Annotated in this window: 17 protein-coding genes and 1 pseudogene; 10 read left to right on the top strand and 8 right to left on the bottom strand. The window is 71.7% G+C overall.

Going from position 1 to position 14,911, the window contains the following annotated elements:
• The first annotated feature begins 205 nt into the window (after positions 1 to 205).
• Positions 206 to 1,045, top strand: coding sequence for a helix-turn-helix transcriptional regulator (locus BXA11_RS37820; RefSeq protein WP_076442496.1), 840 nt, complete (start codon positions 206 to 208; stop codon positions 1,043 to 1,045).
• Here BXA11_RS37820 and BXA11_RS37815 read toward each other — a convergent pair.
• Complete coding sequence (locus BXA11_RS37815) at positions 1,027 to 2,046, bottom strand: helix-turn-helix transcriptional regulator (RefSeq protein ID WP_076442494.1); 1,020 nt, start codon at positions 2,044 to 2,046, stop codon at positions 1,027 to 1,029. The two genes, BXA11_RS37820 and BXA11_RS37815, sit on opposite strands and share 19 nt — an antisense overlap.
• Before the next feature lie 42 nt (positions 2,047 to 2,088).
• On the opposite strand from BXA11_RS37815, the gene BXA11_RS37810 reads away from it, so the two are divergent.
• The 5 genes from BXA11_RS37810 to BXA11_RS37790 all read left to right on the top strand — a co-directional run bounded on the left by BXA11_RS37810 (position 2,089) and on the right by BXA11_RS37790 (position 6,301).
• Positions 2,089 to 2,823, top strand: coding sequence for an alpha/beta fold hydrolase (locus BXA11_RS37810; RefSeq protein ID WP_076442492.1), 735 nt, complete (start codon positions 2,089 to 2,091; stop codon positions 2,821 to 2,823).
• 109 nt (positions 2,824 to 2,932) lie between these two features.
• Positions 2,933 to 3,829 (top strand): ABC transporter ATP-binding protein, encoded by an 897-nt coding sequence (locus BXA11_RS37805; RefSeq protein WP_030511880.1) that lies wholly within the window; start codon positions 2,933 to 2,935, stop codon positions 3,827 to 3,829.
• The gene (locus BXA11_RS37800; RefSeq protein WP_076442490.1) at positions 3,829 to 4,554 is read left to right on the top strand and encodes an ABC transporter permease; all 726 of its coding nucleotides are present in this window, start codon (positions 3,829 to 3,831) and stop codon (positions 4,552 to 4,554) included. Before BXA11_RS37805 ends, BXA11_RS37800 begins: the two co-directional genes overlap by 1 nt.
• Positions 4,555 to 4,574: 20 nt before the next feature.
• Positions 4,575 to 5,699, top strand: coding sequence for a sensor histidine kinase (locus BXA11_RS37795; protein ID WP_076442488.1), 1,125 nt, complete (start codon positions 4,575 to 4,577; stop codon positions 5,697 to 5,699).
• Positions 5,696 to 6,301, top strand: coding sequence for a response regulator transcription factor (locus tag BXA11_RS37790; protein WP_030511877.1), 606 nt, complete (start codon positions 5,696 to 5,698; stop codon positions 6,299 to 6,301). Before BXA11_RS37795 ends, BXA11_RS37790 begins: the two co-directional genes overlap by 4 nt.
• Before the next feature lie 4 nt (positions 6,302 to 6,305).
• Here BXA11_RS37790 and BXA11_RS37785 read toward each other — a convergent pair whose 3' ends face one another.
• On the bottom strand, positions 6,306 to 6,749 hold the full coding sequence (locus tag BXA11_RS37785) for a VOC family protein (protein ID WP_076442486.1): 444 nt from the start codon (positions 6,747 to 6,749) through the stop codon (positions 6,306 to 6,308).
• A 21-nt stretch (positions 6,750 to 6,770) separates the two neighbouring features.
• On the opposite strand from BXA11_RS37785, the gene BXA11_RS37780 reads away from it, so the two are divergent.
• Positions 6,771 to 7,343, top strand: coding sequence for a CGNR zinc finger domain-containing protein (locus BXA11_RS37780; RefSeq protein WP_076442484.1), 573 nt, complete (start codon positions 6,771 to 6,773; stop codon positions 7,341 to 7,343).
• Between the two features lie 7 nt (positions 7,344 to 7,350).
• Here BXA11_RS37780 and BXA11_RS37775 read toward each other — a convergent pair whose 3' ends face one another.
• The gene (locus BXA11_RS37775) at positions 7,351 to 7,665 is read right to left on the bottom strand and encodes a hypothetical protein (RefSeq protein ID WP_239105306.1); all 315 of its coding nucleotides are present in this window, start codon (positions 7,663 to 7,665) and stop codon (positions 7,351 to 7,353) included.
• Positions 7,666 to 7,897: 232 nt separating this feature from the next.
• Positions 7,898 to 9,352: an MFS transporter gene (locus tag BXA11_RS37770; protein ID WP_063754729.1), complete on the bottom strand. Its 1,455-nt coding sequence runs from the start codon at positions 9,350 to 9,352 to the stop codon at positions 7,898 to 7,900.
• 107 nt (positions 9,353 to 9,459) lie between these two features.
• Between BXA11_RS37770 and BXA11_RS37765 the strand changes: the two genes are divergently transcribed.
• Positions 9,460 to 10,002 (top strand): winged helix-turn-helix transcriptional regulator, encoded by a 543-nt coding sequence (locus tag BXA11_RS37765; RefSeq protein WP_076442482.1) that lies wholly within the window; start codon positions 9,460 to 9,462, stop codon positions 10,000 to 10,002.
• Positions 10,003 to 10,066: 64 nt separating this feature from the next.
• On the opposite strand, the gene BXA11_RS37760 is transcribed toward BXA11_RS37765, so the two are convergent.
• From BXA11_RS37760 to BXA11_RS37745, 4 genes are all read right to left on the bottom strand, one after another.
• Positions 10,067 to 10,243 carry a hypothetical protein gene (locus BXA11_RS37760; protein ID WP_197042922.1) on the bottom strand — a complete coding sequence of 59 codons (177 nt, stop codon included), beginning with the start codon at positions 10,241 to 10,243 and terminating at the stop codon, positions 10,067 to 10,069.
• Positions 10,244 to 10,372: 129 nt separating this feature from the next.
• Positions 10,373 to 11,014 carry a gamma carbonic anhydrase family protein gene (locus BXA11_RS37755; protein WP_076442480.1) on the bottom strand — a complete coding sequence of 214 codons (642 nt, stop codon included), beginning with the start codon at positions 11,012 to 11,014 and terminating at the stop codon, positions 10,373 to 10,375.
• A gap of 197 nt (positions 11,015 to 11,211) precedes the next feature.
• Positions 11,212 to 12,084, bottom strand: coding sequence for a class I SAM-dependent methyltransferase (locus BXA11_RS37750; RefSeq protein WP_076442478.1), 873 nt, complete (start codon positions 12,082 to 12,084; stop codon positions 11,212 to 11,214).
• 132 nt (positions 12,085 to 12,216) lie between these two features.
• Complete coding sequence (locus BXA11_RS37745; RefSeq protein ID WP_083744866.1) at positions 12,217 to 12,822, bottom strand: helix-turn-helix domain-containing protein; 606 nt, start codon at positions 12,820 to 12,822, stop codon at positions 12,217 to 12,219.
• 148 nt (positions 12,823 to 12,970) lie between these two features.
• Between BXA11_RS37745 and BXA11_RS37740 the strand changes: the two genes are divergently transcribed.
• Entirely contained in the window at positions 12,971 to 14,569 is a 1,599-nt protein-coding gene (locus BXA11_RS37740) for an MFS transporter (RefSeq protein ID WP_076442474.1), read from the top strand.
• Positions 14,570 to 14,721: 152 nt separating this feature from the next.
• Positions 14,722 to 14,911 (top strand): annotated as a pseudogene (locus BXA11_RS37735) (hypothetical protein); the annotation flags it as partial.

Here is a 14,911-nt window from a genome sequence, read left to right as displayed (position 1 = left end):
TCATCGGGGACACGGCCCCCTGGCGGGGCCGCCACGCCCAGTTCACCGGGTCGCGTGCCGGGCTGCCACGGCCCACATGTCCACGGCTCATGCGGCCACGACTCACGCAGCCGGGGCGCGTTTATCCGGGGATCGGCAGGCCGTGGATACGCGGTGGCCGGCGCGACAGGATGAGCGGGAACGGGAGAAGACGAGGAGGCCGAGGGTGGACCGCGAGGGACTGGCGGACTTCCTGCGCAGGCGCAGGGAGGCGCTGCAGCCCGAGGACGTCGGGATGGTCCGCGGGCCGCGCCGGCGCACCAGCGGGCTCCGCCGCGAGGAGGTGGCCGCCCTCTGCGGCATGTCCAGCGACTACTACAGCCGGTTGGAACGCCAGAGAGGACCTCAGCCGTCGGAGCAGATGCTGGCCGCGATCGCCCGTGGCCTGCGCCTGACCCTCGCCGAGCGTGACCACCTCTTCCTTCTCGCCGGCCACAGCGCACCGCAACGGGCGGTTCGGGGTGACCACGTGAACCCGGGGATCATGCGCGTGCTCGACCGGCTCTGCGACACCCCCGCCCTGGTCACCACGGCGCTCGGCGAGACGCTCCGGCAGACCCCGGCCGCTCTCGCCCTGTTCGGCGACCAGACCGGCTTCAGCGGGATGGCGCGCAGCCTCTTCTACCGGTGGTTCACCGACCCGGCCGAACGACGCCTCTACCTGGAGGACGACCATCCGCTGTACGGACGGGTGTTCACCTCCCTGCTGCGCGAGGCCGCCACGCGGGAGGGACCCCGGTCGCGCGCCGCCGCCCTCACCCGCGACCTCCTCGCCCGCAGCCCCGAGTTCGCCGCGCTCTGGGACAGGCACGAGGTCGGCCTGGGACACCCGGACACCAAGCGCCTCGTGCACTCCCAGCTCGGCGTGCTGGAACTGCAGTGCCAGACGCTGCTCGACCCGGACCAGTCGCAGGCGCTGCTCGTCTACACGGCCACGCCGGGCACCGAGAGCCATGACAAGCTGCGCCTGCTCGCCGTCATCGGCAGTCAGCGCCTCGAGGCCTGACCGGCCCACCCCTCCAGACGGCGGGCGAGGGCCCGTACCTCCTCGCGCAGTTCGGGCGGGCCGACCACGGTGAACGGCACGCCGAGACCGGCCAGCACCTGTGCCATGCCGTCCAGCCGCTCCGCGCGGCCGGTCATCCGGACGCCGCCGCCCATCGCGCTCCCGTCCACCGCGCTCCCGTCCACCGCGCTCCCGTCCATCGCGCGCACGTCCACCGGGGCGAGCGCGGCCACCGTGGGCGGGATCCGCCGCCGGGCCTCCTCCATCGTCATGGCCAGCACCACCTCGACCTCGTACCGGTACGGCACCGAGGCCAGCGACTCCATCACGTGGGCGACCGCGTCGAACTCCCCCGGGGCGGCAAACTCCTCCTCCGTCGTCTCCGCCCGGCCGATCCGGTCGAGCCGGAACGTCCGCACCTCGCCCCTGCGGTGGTCGTGGCCGGTCAGGTACCAGCGGCCCGAGTGGAACACCAGCCCGTAGGGATCGACCGTCCGCTCACTGTCCTGTCCCCGGAAGGACCGGTAGGCCAGCCGTACGCGGAGACGACGGCGGGCCGCGTCGGCCAGCGTCAGCAGAGTGGCGCCGCTCGGCCGGGAGGTCGCGGCGGAGCGGGTGGTCAGGCCGACCATGGCCTCCACGGCGGCGACCCGGTCACGCAGGGCGTCGGGCAGCACCCGCTGGATCTTCGCGAGCGCGCTCTCCGCCGCCCCCTCGCCCACCGTGAGGCCCGCGCGGCGGCCCGCGAGCAGCCCGAGCACCACGGCGGCGGCCTCGTCGCCGGTCAGCATGAGCGGCGGCAGCCGGTATCCCGGCATGAGCCGGTAGCCGCCGTAGCGTCCCCGCTCGGCCTCCAGCGGAATGCCGAGGTCCTCAAGCCTGCGCACGTAGCGGCGCACCGTCCGGACGTCCACCTCCAGGCGCTCGGCCAGCTCGGGACCGGTGAGCCCGGGCCTGGCCTGCAGCAGCTCCAGAAAGGCGAGAACGCGATTTGTGGACATATCAGGACCGATTCTGCCCTGATTCGGCTCTAGCGTCGACGCATGACGACATACGTACTCGTTCCTGGTTTCTGGCTCGGCGCGTGGGCGTGGCGGGACGTGACCGCCGCCCTTCGCGGCATGGGGCACGAGGTCCACCCGCTGACCCTCACCGGCCTCGCCGACCGTGCCCACCTCGCCTCCCCCACCCTGGATCTGGACACCCACATCCGCGACATCACCGGCCTCGTCGAGGCCGAGGACCTGAACGACGTGGTCCTCGTCGGCCACAGCGGGAGCGCCGCCGCGGTCACCGGGGCCGCCGCCCGCGCGGCCGGCCGCGTGAGCCGGGTCGTGTACGTCGAGAGCGGCCCGGTGCCGGACGGCATGGCCCAGATCGACCTGACCGGGCGGGAGTTCGTCGAGAAGCGCGTCGAGGACGGCTGGCGCTACCCCATGCCCTCCTGGGACGAGCTGCAGGAGTCGGGCGCGAGCCTGGAGGGGCTGGGCGAGCGCGAGCGAGCGCTGATGGCCGCCCGGGCCACCGGCCAGCCGCTCGGCACGATCACACAGCCCCTCACGCTGGGTGACGACGCCGCCGCCTTCGCCGCGCTGCCGAAGACGCTGGTGAGCTGCTCGTTCCCGCTCGCCCAGGTCAAGGGGCTGATCGCGGCCGGACACCCGGCGTTCGCACCGCTGGGCGGGCCGGAGTGGGAGCTGCGTGAGCTGCCGACCGGTCACTGGCCGATGCTCTCGCGTCCTGGTGATTTCGCCGCGCTTCTTGCCGTGCTGCTTTAATCGACCCGACGCCTTTACATTGTAGATTCACCGGGTGGGACATTTGTCCCGCCCGGGGCCGTATCGATCTCTCTACCTGGGGTGACGGCGCCCGCCTACCGTCGTCCCCATGACCACGAAAACCGCCGACGCCGTGTCCCTGACCTCGGCGACCAAGCGCTTCGGCCCCGTACGGGCCGTGGACGGGCTCACCCTCGCCATCCCCCGCGGTCAGACGGTGGCCCTCCTCGGCCCCAACGGCGCGGGCAAGTCGACCACCATCGCGCTGCTGCTCGGACTGCTGCCGCCCGACTCCGGGCGGGCCGCGCTGTTCGGGCTCGACCCCGAGCAGGCCGTACGGCAGGGCCTAGCCGGCGCGATGCCCCAGGAGGGCGGCCTGATCCCCCGGGTCACGGTCCGCGAGTTGCTGACCTTCGTGTCCGGGACCTATGCCGCTCCCCTCCCCCTCGACCGGGTGCTCGCGCTCGCCCGGATCGAAGACCTGCGCGACCGCCGGGTGGACCGGTTGTCCGGCGGGCAGGCGCAGCGTGTGCGGTTCGCGATGGCGGTGTGCGGCGACCCCGACCTGATCGTCCTCGACGAGCCCACCGCCGCGCTCGACGTGGAGGCCCGGCGCGAGTTCTGGGACGGCATGCGCGGGCTGGCCAGCCGTGGCAAGACCATCCTGTTCAGCACCCACTACCTGGACGAGGCCGACGAGCACGCCGACCGCGTCGTCGTGCTCGGCCACGGCCGGGTGATCGCCGACGGCACCAGCGCGGAGATCAAGCGGGCGGCGGCGCTGACCACGGTGAGCGTGGCCGCCGACGGAGAGTCCGCCTGGCTCGCGACCCTGCCGGGAGTGCGCCACATGGAGATCAGGGGCGGCCGGGTCCACCTGCGCAGCGGCGACTCCGACGCCACCGTCATGGCCCTCGCCCGAGCGGGCGCCGTCCGCGAGCTGGAGGTCGCCCCGGCCGATCTGGAGGACGCCTTCGTCGCCCTCACAACGAAGGAGAACGCGTGATGTGGGGATACGTACGGCTCGAACTGACCAGGACCCTGCGCGACGGCGGCTATGTGATCTTCGGGATCGTGATGCCGGTCGTCATGTACCTCATCTTCACCAACCTCGGCCTGGCCCCCGGCGACCGGCACGACGCCGCGATCTACACGATGGTCAGCATGGCGGCGTACGGCGCGCTCGGCGGCGCGTTCAACAACGGCAGCGGCATCGCCGAGGACCGCGCGGCGGGATGGCTGCGCCAGTTGCGGCTCACCCCGCTGACCCCGGCCGAGGTCGTGGCGGGGAAGGTCGTCACCGGAGCGGTCGCCGTCGTGCCCAGCATCGCGGCCGTACTGATGGCCGGCGTGCTGGTCAACCACGTCACGCTCCCTCCGCAGCGGTGGCTGGCGATCGTCGCGCTCCTGTGGGCGGGCACCGTGCCCTTCTCCCTGCTCGGTCTCGGCAACGGCTACCGCCTGTCGGGCCAGTCCGCGGCGATGGCCAACATCGCGACCATGCTGACGCTGTCGATCCTCGGCGGCCTGTGGGTGCCGGTCGAGAAGTTCCCGTCCTGGCTGGGGGCGATCGCCGAGTGGACCCCGTCGAACAGCTACGCGGGCCTGTCCTGGCGGATCGCGTTCGGCGACGTCCCCACCCTCCGTCAGGTCGTCCTCCTGTCGGCCTGGCTGCTCGTGTTCGGCGTCTACGCGGTGTACGGCTACCGCCGCGCCGGTCGCCGGGCCTGACCGCTAATGTGACGTTGCCGATGACGACAGAACGCGACACCTGGCTCGACCCGCTGCGGGAGGGCGAGCGCGGCCCCGACGCCAAGGGCATGTACATGTGGGTGGCCGTGACGGCGGCACCCGTGTGGGACATCGCACACGGCCGGTCCCATCCCCTCTGGCTGGCATGGCCGGCCGCGCTGGCCGCCGCCGGGCTGTACGTGGCCACCACGCACTTCGCCTTCGCGGACCGGCGGCGCGCCCTGCCGGCGCTGGGCCTGCTCGCGGTGGTGGTCCTGGCGTCCGCCGCCGGGTTCGAGGGCAACTGGCTCTACCTGATCATGATGCTGGCCGTCGCCACCGGGATCACCGTGCGCGGCAAGATCCTGCCGGTGGTGCTGCTCGCCGAGTGCGCCGCCGCCCTGGCCGTGGCCGTGCGCGCCGACACCGGCCTCACCGGCGTGCTCTCCATGATCTGGGGCACGTTCACCGCCGGCCTCATTCCGGCCATCATCATCCGGCTGTGGGAGGCCATCAACGAGCTCAAGGCCACCCGCGAGGAGCTGGCCCGGGCCGCGGTGACCGAGGAACGGCTGCGCTTCTCCCGCGACCTGCACGATCTGCTCGGGCACACCCTCTCGATCATGGTCGTCAAGGCCGAGGCCGTACGTCGGCTGGCGCGGGTGGACGCGGACGCGGCGGCCGATCAGGCGACCGACATCGAGCAGATCGGGCGGCAGGCGCTGACCGAGGTGCGGGCCGCCGTCACCGGCTACCGGGGCAGGGGACTGACCGCCGAGCTCGACTCCGCCCGCGCCGCGCTCGCCGACGCCGGCGTCGAGGTCACCGTCCGCGCCTCCTCCGTACGGCCCGGTCCCGAGGCCGACGCCCTGCTCGGCTGGGCCGTGCGCGAGGGCGTGACCAACGTCGTACGGCACAGCCGCGCGTCGGCCTGCGAGATCGGCCTGCGCGACGACGGCGGGCTCCTGGTGCTGGAGATCCGCGACGACGGCCCGCCGCAGGAGGCCCACGGGCACGGCAACGGGCTGATCGGCCTGCGTGAACGCGTGAAGGCCGCCGACGGCACCGTGGAGACCACGGCGCCGCCGGACGGCGGCTTCCTGCTCCGGGTGGCCGTGCCGTACGCGAAGGAGGACGGTCAGTGATCAAGGTGCTGCTGGCCGAGGACCAGGGCATGATGCGCGGCGCGCTGGCCCTGCTCCTCAACCTGGAGGACGACATCGAGGTCGTCGCCCAGGTCGGCCACGGCGACGAGGTGGTGGACACCGCCCTGCGCACCCGGCCCGACGTGGCTCTGCTCGACATCGAGATGCCGGGCCGCGGCGGGCTGGACAGCGCCGCCGACCTGCGCGAGCGCCTGCCCGAATGCGCCGTGCTCATCCTCACGACGTTCGGGCGGCCCGGCTACCTGCGCCGGGCCATGGAAGCCGGGGCGCGCGGGTTCCTGGTCAAGGACGGCCCGGTGGAGGATCTCGCCGACGCCGTCCGCCGCGTGCTGCGCGGCGAGCGGGTCATCGACCCCGCACTCGCGGCGGCCGCGCTCAGCACCGGCCCGAGTCCGCTGACCGACCGGGAGCGGGACGTCCTCGCGACGGCGGCCGACGGCTCGACGATCTCCGACATCTCGGCCCGTCTCCACCTGTCGGAGAGCACCGTACGCAACTACCTGTCGTCGGCCATCGGCAAGACCGGCACCAGGAACCGGATCGAGGCCGCCCGCCTGGCCCGCCACAACGGCTGGCTGTAGAGGCTCACTGCACGTCGAACTCGTTGCCCTCGGGATCGGCCATGGTCACGTGGTGGCTCCCGGGCTCCCTGACGACATGCAGCACGGTGGCGCCGAGCGCCTTGAGCCGGTCCACCTCGGCGTCCCTGCGCTCGGGGCCCGCGTGCAGGTCGATGTGCAGGCGGTTCTTGCCGGTCTTCGGCTCGGGGACCGCCTGGAAGAGGATCCGGCGGCCGAGGCCGGTGCCGGTGTCCGGATCGACCGGGTCGCCCGGGTGCCGTACGGCCCGCAGCGTCCGGAAGGCCGTGTGGTCGGGGGTCACCGCGTCCTCCCCCACGACGCCGCCGGCCAGAAGACGGCCGACCAGCACGCTGTTGTCCTCCACCTCGTAGCCCAGGGCCTCGGCCCAGAACGCGGCCTGCGCGTGCGGGTCCGCGGAGTCGACGACGAGCTTCCATTCGAGAGTCATGTAACCCTTTATAGTGGTTACATGAGTCTGACGCTACACCCGCGTGACGGGGTCTCCTTCCGGTTCGACCCGGGCGCCCTGTGCCTGGAGTTCCTCGTGAGCGGCGGCGTGGGGGTCTACGCCCACTACGAGACGCTGCACGAGCCGGCCGACCTGGCCCGGTGGGCCGCCGTGTCCCGGCTCGGCCTGAAGGAGGTGGACACGACGGCCGGCGAGCTCGCCCGCGCGAAGGCCCTGCGCACCGCCCTGTGGGGGCTGGCCGGCGACCGCGTCCACGGGCGCACGCCACGGCAGGCGGACGTGGACGCGGTCAACCGCGCGGCGTCGACGCCACCGCTGACGCCCGTGATGACGGCGGACGGGGATCGATCCTGGGCCGCCCCCGCGACCGGGGGCCAGGTGGTCGCGACCGTCGCGAGGGACGCGATCGAGCTGTTCACCGGCCCGATGGCGGATCGCGTGCGGGAGTGCGCGGGAAACAACTGCGCCCTCATCTTCGTCGACACCTCACGCCCGGGGAGCAGGCGCTGGTGCTCCATGGAGCGGTGCGGCAACCGCCACAAGGTCCGCGCGCACCGCTCCCGCGAAAGCTAGAGCCGCATCAGGCACCGTTCGCCCTGTCAACCACTTCACGTAGCCGTTCGTAGGCGACGTGCTTGTTCCGCCAGATGATGTAGCGGCGGATCATGCTGCCCTGCTCCTTGTGGCCGGCATGGTCCGTGCCGTCCAGCGCGAAGTAGCGCAGGGCGGTGAACTGGGCCTCGATGCGGTTGAGCCAGGAGTTGTTGGTCGGCGTGTAGGCGAACTCAACGTTGCTGGCTGCGGCCCAGTCGCCGACCCGGGAGTCCTTCTTCGTGGTCAGGTGCGGGGAAAAGTCGTCGAGCACGATCGCAATCCGGACCTCGCCGTCGAGCACCGCGGTGACGAACCAGCCCCTCGTCCTGGTGGCGCACCTCTATGACCCCCTGCCCCTGGGTGAAGGAGGCCCGGACCCGGTAGTGATAGACGATGTGGTCGAGCGGGCCGGGGAAGGGTTCGCGCCACCATGGCCGCGTGGACTCCCAGTCTTCGAGCACCGCTCTCACCGGCAGGCCGAGTTGATCCGCTTATGGGAGCCGTGCCTGCCGCCCTGTGGCGTGAACTCCGTTTCACGAGCCTGTGGTGTCGAAGGCAGGAGAGGCCGTGCGACCGGAGTCGGAGGGACCGTCAGCCGTGGCGCGGGCTCCGGCGATCCGCGCCCACAGGGCGACGGTCGCACCGATCGCACAAAGGAGGGCCGTGACCGCCGTGGCCCTGTTGGCGCCGTCGGCCATGGCATACGCCGGTCCCCGGGGCGAGGTCGCCTGGCTCACCACGGTGGCCACGATCGCGACCCCCAGTGCCGAACCGAGGTAGCGGAAGCTGTTGTTGGCGCCGGAGCCCATGGCGGCCCGGTGCGAAGGCACGCTGCCGACCGCCAGCCGGGCCAGCGCGGCGTTGAGGATGCCGCTGCCGATGCCGGCGATGACCAGCCCGGGAACCAGGTGCGTCCACGAGCTGCCCACGTGCAGTCCCAGTAGGGCCGCCTCACCGATCCCGCAGACCAGGAGCGAGCCGGCGACCTGGGTCGTGGCGGCCACTCCTGCCAGGCGTCGAGCCTGGAGGGCGGAGACCACCGACAGTCCGGACCAGATCGCCAGCACCAGAGACGCGGTCAGCGACGTCTCGCCCAGGGACTTCTGGAGCACGGTGGGCAGGTAGCTCATCAGGCCGACGATCGACAGGCCGGTGAACAGCGCGCCGGCGCTCGAGGCGACGAAGCCCGAGTTGCGGAAGAGGGTGACATCGAGCATCGGTTCGGCGACTCGGCATTCAACCACCGCGAACCCGACGAGAAACAGCACTCCGACGACGAGCAGGATCAGGACCGGGGCGCGGCCCCAGCCGTCGCGGCCCTCGGCGAGGCCCGCGACCAGGCAGGACGACCCCGCGGCGAGGGTGACCACGCCGAACGGGTCGAGCTTGCGCGGTCGGGCGGTGCCGGACTCGTCCAGGCCGTAGGCGGTGAGCAGGATGAGCACCGCGGAGAGCGCGGCCAGCACCGCGTAGACCGTGCGCCAGCCGCCGGCGTCTTCCAGGAACGCCGCGTAGATCGGGCCGGTGGCGATGCCCAGGCCGATCGAAGCGCTCCACCGGCCGAGAGCCTTCACCCGTGCGGGCCCGGCGGGGTAGACGTTCCCGATCAGGCCCAGGGTCGGTGCCAGGATCGCGGCCGCCGCGCACCCCTGCAGTATCCGGCCGGCGAGGAACACGGCGGTGTCGGGCGCGAGCGCGGAGAGCAGGGTGGAGATCAGGAGGAGGACCGCGCCGGCCCCGAACACCCGCTTGCGGCCGTAGTCGTCGGCGGCACTGCCCATCGTGAGAAGCAGGGCGGCCAAGCCGACCAGTGTTCCGGTGAGCACCCAGGTCTGCGCCGAAGGCCCCATGCGGAGGGCGGCGGCGTTGGGCGTGAGGGTCGTCAGCGGGGCGGTGTAGTCGATCAGCACCAGGAGGGTGCCGAAGCCGGTCGTCAGCAGGGTGAGGCCGGGGCGGTGGCGGGGGGAAGTGGCCGGACTCGGCGTCATGTCAGGTCCTCGGTATCGACGACGGAGATGGTGTCGGTTCGGTGAACGAACTTTGGGGACTTTACCAGTCACGGTCTGGTGAACGAACTCTCGGCTAGACTTCCGCCATGGCACTGGGCACCGATTACGCATTCCAGGACTGCTCGCTGGCGCGCACACTGGAGGTGGTCGGCGAGCGCTGGACCATGTTGATCATTCGCGACGCCTTCTACGGCGTGCACCGGTTCAACGACTTCCTCGTGCACCTGGAGATTCCTCGTGCCGTCCTGACCACGCGCCTGCAGGCACTGGTGGCGGCGGGGGTGCTGACCAAGCAGCCGTATCTGCGGTCGCCGGTGCGCTACAGCTACGTGCTGACGCAGGCCGGCCGCGAACTCTGGCAGCCGATCTACGGGCTGGCCCAATGGGGCGAGCGCAACGCCTCAAACGGCAAGGTGCGGACGATCTTCAGCCACTTCACCTGCAGCACCCGGCTGGACCGCGCGGGCAACTGCCCGGCCTGCGGTGGGCCGGTGCCCCCGGAGGACATCACGATACGGCCCGGCCCCGGCGCGGATGCGAGCCTCCGAAAGGACCCGGTCTCGCGCGCGCTCGCCCGTCCCCACCGTCTGCTGACTCCGCTTCAGCTGACTGACGGCACCGCGGGTTGACGTCGTGCTCGACGTCTCAGCGGCCCGGCCCGGCGAGTCGTGATCCCGACGGCGGGTGGTCCGGCTACGGGAGCGATCGCGGTAGCCCGAACCACGGGAGCACGCTGTCGTCGAAGCGCGTCATGGCGCAGATCCGGTCGCCGGCGAGGGTGAGGACGAACAAGCCGGTCCCGTGGCGGATGCCGGTGGAGGTGGTCAGGTAGACACCCAGCGCGGGTTTCCCCTTGGCCCGCGTCGGCACGAGGTCGAGCCTGCGGCCCGAGCCAAAGACGCCGGCACAGAAACGGCGGGGAACTCCAGGACGTCACGCAAGATGAGCACGGCGAGCTGGCGAGGCGGCAGGGCCTGCACAAGGGTCACTGATGCGGCGCTAGCCGAGATTCAGAACCTCATCGTCCGCGTGCGTGCCGAACTCGGCGACGCGCACCTCCGCGACCTGCTCGTACCGGCTGATCCGGTCGGTCCACTCCGCGTCGACACCGAACGCCACCTGCGCGAAGCCCACCCGGCCGACGGCCTCGGCCAAGCCCGGATCACCAGGGGCCAGCAGCCGCACCGGCGCGTCAAGCGCCACGGTGTGCGGCGGCACGAAGTACTCGTCCGGCAGAACGGTGCGCGCATGGACGAGCGCGCCGACAGCGACAACCGAGCCGGCCCCCAACCGTGCGCGCTGCAGAACCGTCGCCGTGGTCGCCACATAGACGCACCTGCCGACCTCGCAGCCCAGCAGCGTGGCATGCGGCCCCACGAAGACGTGGTCACCGACAAGCACCGGCTGATCGCCGGCGACCGCAGACCCGCGCAGCACCGCGTTCTCGCAGATCACCGCCGCCTCCCCGACCTCGATCCGAGACCCCTCGGCATCGAGCACCGCTCCGTACATCACCCGCGCCCTCGGTCCCACGCGGACATCACCGACCAGCGTGGCCGTCGGGGCGACGTAGGCGGTGGGATGGACCTGCGGTTCATGCCCGCGATGCCGGATGCGGGTTGCCTGCGTTTCAGCGACCATGAGCGGATTCTCGCCCGACCGACCGCGGGCATGCTCGCGGGTTTCAGACATCGCGTTCGTCGAGACCTGTGCCATCCGCGATCTGAGGCACTCCAGGGCGAACGTTGGCTGATGCGGCACTAGCCGAGCAGTTCCGGACGGCTCGAAGCGCGGCGTGAGCGCGCCGCTGCCCGATAGACAATCGGGCAGCCCAGGCATCAGGCGCGGCGGGCCGCCCAGACGGTGCGCTCGGTGCGTACGGCGAGGTCGTCGCGCCGCAGGATGCTGTGCGGGCTGTCGACGTCGAGGAGTTCGTCGAGGGCGGCGAGGTCCTCAGGGCCGAGCGCGGACGCGGCCGCACCGCGGATGCGTCGCAGGCTGCGGTGGGCGTAGCGGCCGACGGCCTCGCTGCGATCGCCCTCGATGTGGACGGTGATGGTTCGCTCGTCCTCGACGGTGAATCCGGCGGCGGCCAGCATCGGCCCCCAGTCCGCGCCGCGGTGCGGGACGTGCTCGGCGTGGAGGCTGTCGGTCTCGCTGTGGGCGCGTTCCTCGAGTCCCGGCCGGCCTTCGGGGGCGTCGGCGGGCAGGAAGCGGGGGAAGCCGTCCAGCTCGACGACGGCGAACAGTCCCCCCGGCGCGAGAAGTTCGTAGACGCCACGCAGTGCGCGGCCGGGGTGGGCCAGGTGGTGCATCGACGCCGAGGCCCACACCAGGTCCGGTGCGCCGAGGTCGGGCCAGGGGCTGGTGTCGAGGTCGGCCTGCACGGTGCGCACCCGGTCGGAGACGCCGCGGGCGCACGCCTTCTCACGCAGGAGCTGCAGGTGACCGACGGAGGCGTCGACCGCGGTGACGTGCACCTCGGGGAAGCGTTCGAGGAGCGCGAAGGTGCCCGCGCCGGTGCCGCAGCCCAGGTCCACGATCCGGCGCGGCTCGGCCTTCAGCGGCAGCCAGGCGGTGATTGACGCGATGTGCTCGGCGAGGACCTCGGCGTCCAGGTCGAGGATCTCCGCCTGCCCGCTGTCGTCGTGCTCCTGGTGGTGGCCGTGCGAGCCGCCGTGGTGAGTGATGTGCTCGTGCGCTGAGGTCATGACATCACCGTAAGCACCTCATGCGCGTGCCGCACGACTCCTTGCGAAATACGCAAACAGGTGGCGTGATGTGCTGCGCGCGGCGCAAGACCGTCCCTCATGCGGCGGCGGAACTCCGTACTCACGAGGGTGCTACTCGCGGGGACCGCGCACGCCGTCGCCCTCATCGGTCTCGCCCGCGTCGCGCTGGTGGCCGCGGCGGGCGTCGCGGTCGAAGATGCCCAGGATCTCGCACGGGCCGCCCTCGGCTCCGATCGCGTGCGGCATCATCGTGGGGAACTCGGCGGCCTGGTTGGTCTCGATGCGGAACCGGCGGTGGCCGAGCATGAGGATCGCGGTGCCGGAGAGCACGAGGAGCCATTCGCGGCCGGGGTGGGCACGCATACGGGCGGGATTGTCCGGCGGCGGGTCGGTCATGCGCCGGCGCATGACGCTCATGCCGGGGTCGCCCTTGATGGCCCAGCGCATCAGGCCGTGTGCGCCGTCGATCATCGGGCTCACGACGACGTCGTCGGCGGCGCTCTCCACGAGCTGGTCGAGGGTGGTGTCCAGGGCGCGGGCGAGGGTGACGAGCTGATCCAGGGCGAGGCGGCGCTGTCCGTTCTCGATCCGGCTCAGCGACGACTGGCTGAGGTTGGCGCGGGTGGCCAGTTCTTCCAGGGACCAGCCCTGCGCGACGCGTAGTGCGCGGATCCGTTTGCGTACGAGGCCGTCCAGCGCCCCGCCTTCTTGCGTCATAGGCAACATGCTATGCCATGGCCGCAATACGGGCTTAACTGGGACATCCCCATCCGCCCGTCGGTCTGATCCGAGCGGACCGCAGCCGGCGATCCGCGCGAAGTCCTGTCCCGGCGCTGATTCCGCATGCCCTTTCTGAGAGGAAAACATGAGTAGCAACCAGCCTCCCCAGGCGGCGTCCGCGCCGGTAAGCGGCGCGGGTACGCCGGATGCGCGTCAGCTGCGCGCCATCCTGATCACCGTGTCGATCGCGCTGATGGCCGTCATCGCGTCGGTGTCCGGCCTCAACGTCGCCCAGACCCACCTGGCCGTCGAGTGGGGCGCCTCGCAGACCACCGTCCTGTGGATCATCAATGTCCACACCCTTGCCCTGGCCGCTCTGCTGCTGCCGCTCTGCGCGATCGGTGACCGATGGGGCCGCAAGCCCATACTGCTCACCGGACTCATCGTCTTCGGCGCGGCCGGCGTCGTCGCCGGGCTCGCCCCATCGGCCGCAGTGATGATCGGCGCCCGCGTGGCCGCGGGCGTCGGCGCCGCGATGATCATGCCGATCACGCTGGCCGTCATCACCTCCACGTTCCCCGAGGAGGAACGGGGCAAGGCCGTCGGTGTATGGACCGGCGTCGCCGGAGGCGGCGGCATCCTGGGCATGTTCCTCTCCGCGTTCCTCGTGGACGTCGCGGGCTGGCGGTGGCTGTTCGTGCTGCCCGTGGCCCTGGCCGTCGTCGCGCTGGCGATGACCCTGAGGTCGGTGCCCGACTCCCGCGAACGCTCCACCCGATCCTTCGACACCGTCGGCGCAGTGGTGTCCGCCATCGCCGTGATGGGACTCATCTTCGTCCTGCAGGAAGGCCCCGAGCGCGGCTGGACCGACCCCGTCTCCCTGATCGGCCTCGCCGTCGGCGTCGTCGCCGCCGTCGTCTTCGTGGCCTGGGAGCTGCACCGCCGTGACGCAGCCCTGCTGGACGTACGCCTCTTCCGTGAGCGCGGCCTGGCGGGCGGCTCCATCACGCTGCTCGTCGTCTTCGGCGTCCAGGCCGGTATCGCCGTCGTGCTCTTCCCGTTCTTCCAGGCCGTGCTGGGCTGGTCGGGCCTGCTGTCCACCGTGGCGATGATGCCCATGGCCATCATGATGATGGCGACGTCCGGCCTGGCCCCCAAGACGGCCGCCAAGATCGGCGCGCGCTCCACCATGACCGTGGGCATCGCCCTGTCCGCCCTCGGCCTCGCGCTGATGGCGCTGTTCGTCTCCCTCGACGGCGGCTACCTGTCCATCCTCGCCGGCATGCTCGCCATGGGCCTCGGCATAGGCCTGTCGATGACGCCCTCCACCGAGGCGATCACCGGCTCCCTGCCCCGCGCCAAGCAGGGTGTTGCCTCGGCCCTCAACGACGTCACCCGCGAATTCGGCACCGCCCTGGGCGTCGCGATGCTCGGCGCGCTCCTGGCCGTCGGCTACCGCAGCGCCATCGACGACAGGCTCGGCGGCATCCCCCAGGGGACGGCGGACACCGCACGTGAAGGCATCGCCAACGCCGTCGAGGTGGCCCCGAGCACTGGTAGCCACGCCCAGGACCTGTTGCACGCCGCACGGCAGTCCTTCGTCGACGGCTGGCAGCAGGCCATGTGGGCAGGCGCCGCCGTCATGGGCGTGCTGCTCGTCTACATCGCTCTTCGCGGGCCGAAGGGCTCAGACCTCGCCATCGCGGACGAGGCGGAGACCACGGAGACCGTCGCCGTCCGGTGACCGCGGCCTCGCTGACGGGCGTGGACCGAAAGTCCCACGATCACGGGACTTCGAGCCGACCGCGGGGTGCCGTACGGCTCCTGCGGCACGGCCGGTGATCGCGGTTTCCTTGAGATGTCGAAAAGAGAGAAAGACGTTGAAAGGGGCCGGTCATGGCCACCATCGAGAGGCGCAACCCCGTGTACGACGCCGTTCCCCCCGTCCCGGCCCAGACCCCCGCGCCCATGGCGACGACGCAGACCACAACCGCCGGCCCGGTCCGGTACGTGTGGGCCGCCGCCCGCATCGCCGTCGGCTGGGTGTTCCTGTGGGCCTTCCTGGACAAGCTGTTCGGCTGGGGTT

The sequence above is a fragment of the Microbispora rosea genome, from assembly GCF_900156315.1.
GTDB lineage: Bacteria > Actinomycetota > Actinomycetes > Streptosporangiales > Streptosporangiaceae > Microbispora > Microbispora rosea.
This window is presented reverse-complemented; position numbering and strand designations above follow the sequence as displayed.

What these genes read in the sequence shown, in the direction of transcription:
- BXA11_RS37755 (WP_076442480.1), bottom strand. Translation starts at nt 11,014, where the DNA reads ATGGTCGCTGAAACGCAGGCAACCCGCATCCGGCATCGCGGGCATGAA.
- BXA11_RS37765 (WP_076442482.1), top strand. Translation starts at nt 9,460, where the DNA reads ATGGCACTGGGCACCGATTACGCATTCCAGGACTGCTCGCTGGCGCGC.
- BXA11_RS37780 (WP_076442484.1), top strand. Translation starts at nt 6,771, where the DNA reads ATGAGTCTGACGCTACACCCGCGTGACGGGGTCTCCTTCCGGTTCGAC.
- BXA11_RS37800 (WP_076442490.1), top strand. Translation starts at nt 3,829, where the DNA reads ATGTGGGGATACGTACGGCTCGAACTGACCAGGACCCTGCGCGACGGC.
- BXA11_RS37815 (WP_076442494.1), bottom strand. Translation starts at nt 2,046, where the DNA reads ATGTCCACAAATCGCGTTCTCGCCTTTCTGGAGCTGCTGCAGGCCAGG.
- BXA11_RS37785 (WP_076442486.1), bottom strand. Translation starts at nt 6,749, where the DNA reads ATGACTCTCGAATGGAAGCTCGTCGTCGACTCCGCGGACCCGCACGCG.
- BXA11_RS37750 (WP_076442478.1), bottom strand. Translation starts at nt 12,084, where the DNA reads ATGACCTCAGCGCACGAGCACATCACTCACCACGGCGGCTCGCACGGC.
- BXA11_RS37740 (WP_076442474.1), top strand. Translation starts at nt 12,971, where the DNA reads ATGAGTAGCAACCAGCCTCCCCAGGCGGCGTCCGCGCCGGTAAGCGGC.
- BXA11_RS37745 (WP_083744866.1), bottom strand. Translation starts at nt 12,822, where the DNA reads ATGACGCAAGAAGGCGGGGCGCTGGACGGCCTCGTACGCAAACGGATC.
- BXA11_RS37810 (WP_076442492.1), top strand. Translation starts at nt 2,089, where the DNA reads ATGACGACATACGTACTCGTTCCTGGTTTCTGGCTCGGCGCGTGGGCG.
- BXA11_RS37805 (WP_030511880.1), top strand. Translation starts at nt 2,933, where the DNA reads ATGACCACGAAAACCGCCGACGCCGTGTCCCTGACCTCGGCGACCAAG.
- BXA11_RS37770 (WP_063754729.1), bottom strand. Translation starts at nt 9,352, where the DNA reads ATGACGCCGAGTCCGGCCACTTCCCCCCGCCACCGCCCCGGCCTCACC.
- BXA11_RS37795 (WP_076442488.1), top strand. Translation starts at nt 4,575, where the DNA reads ATGACGACAGAACGCGACACCTGGCTCGACCCGCTGCGGGAGGGCGAG.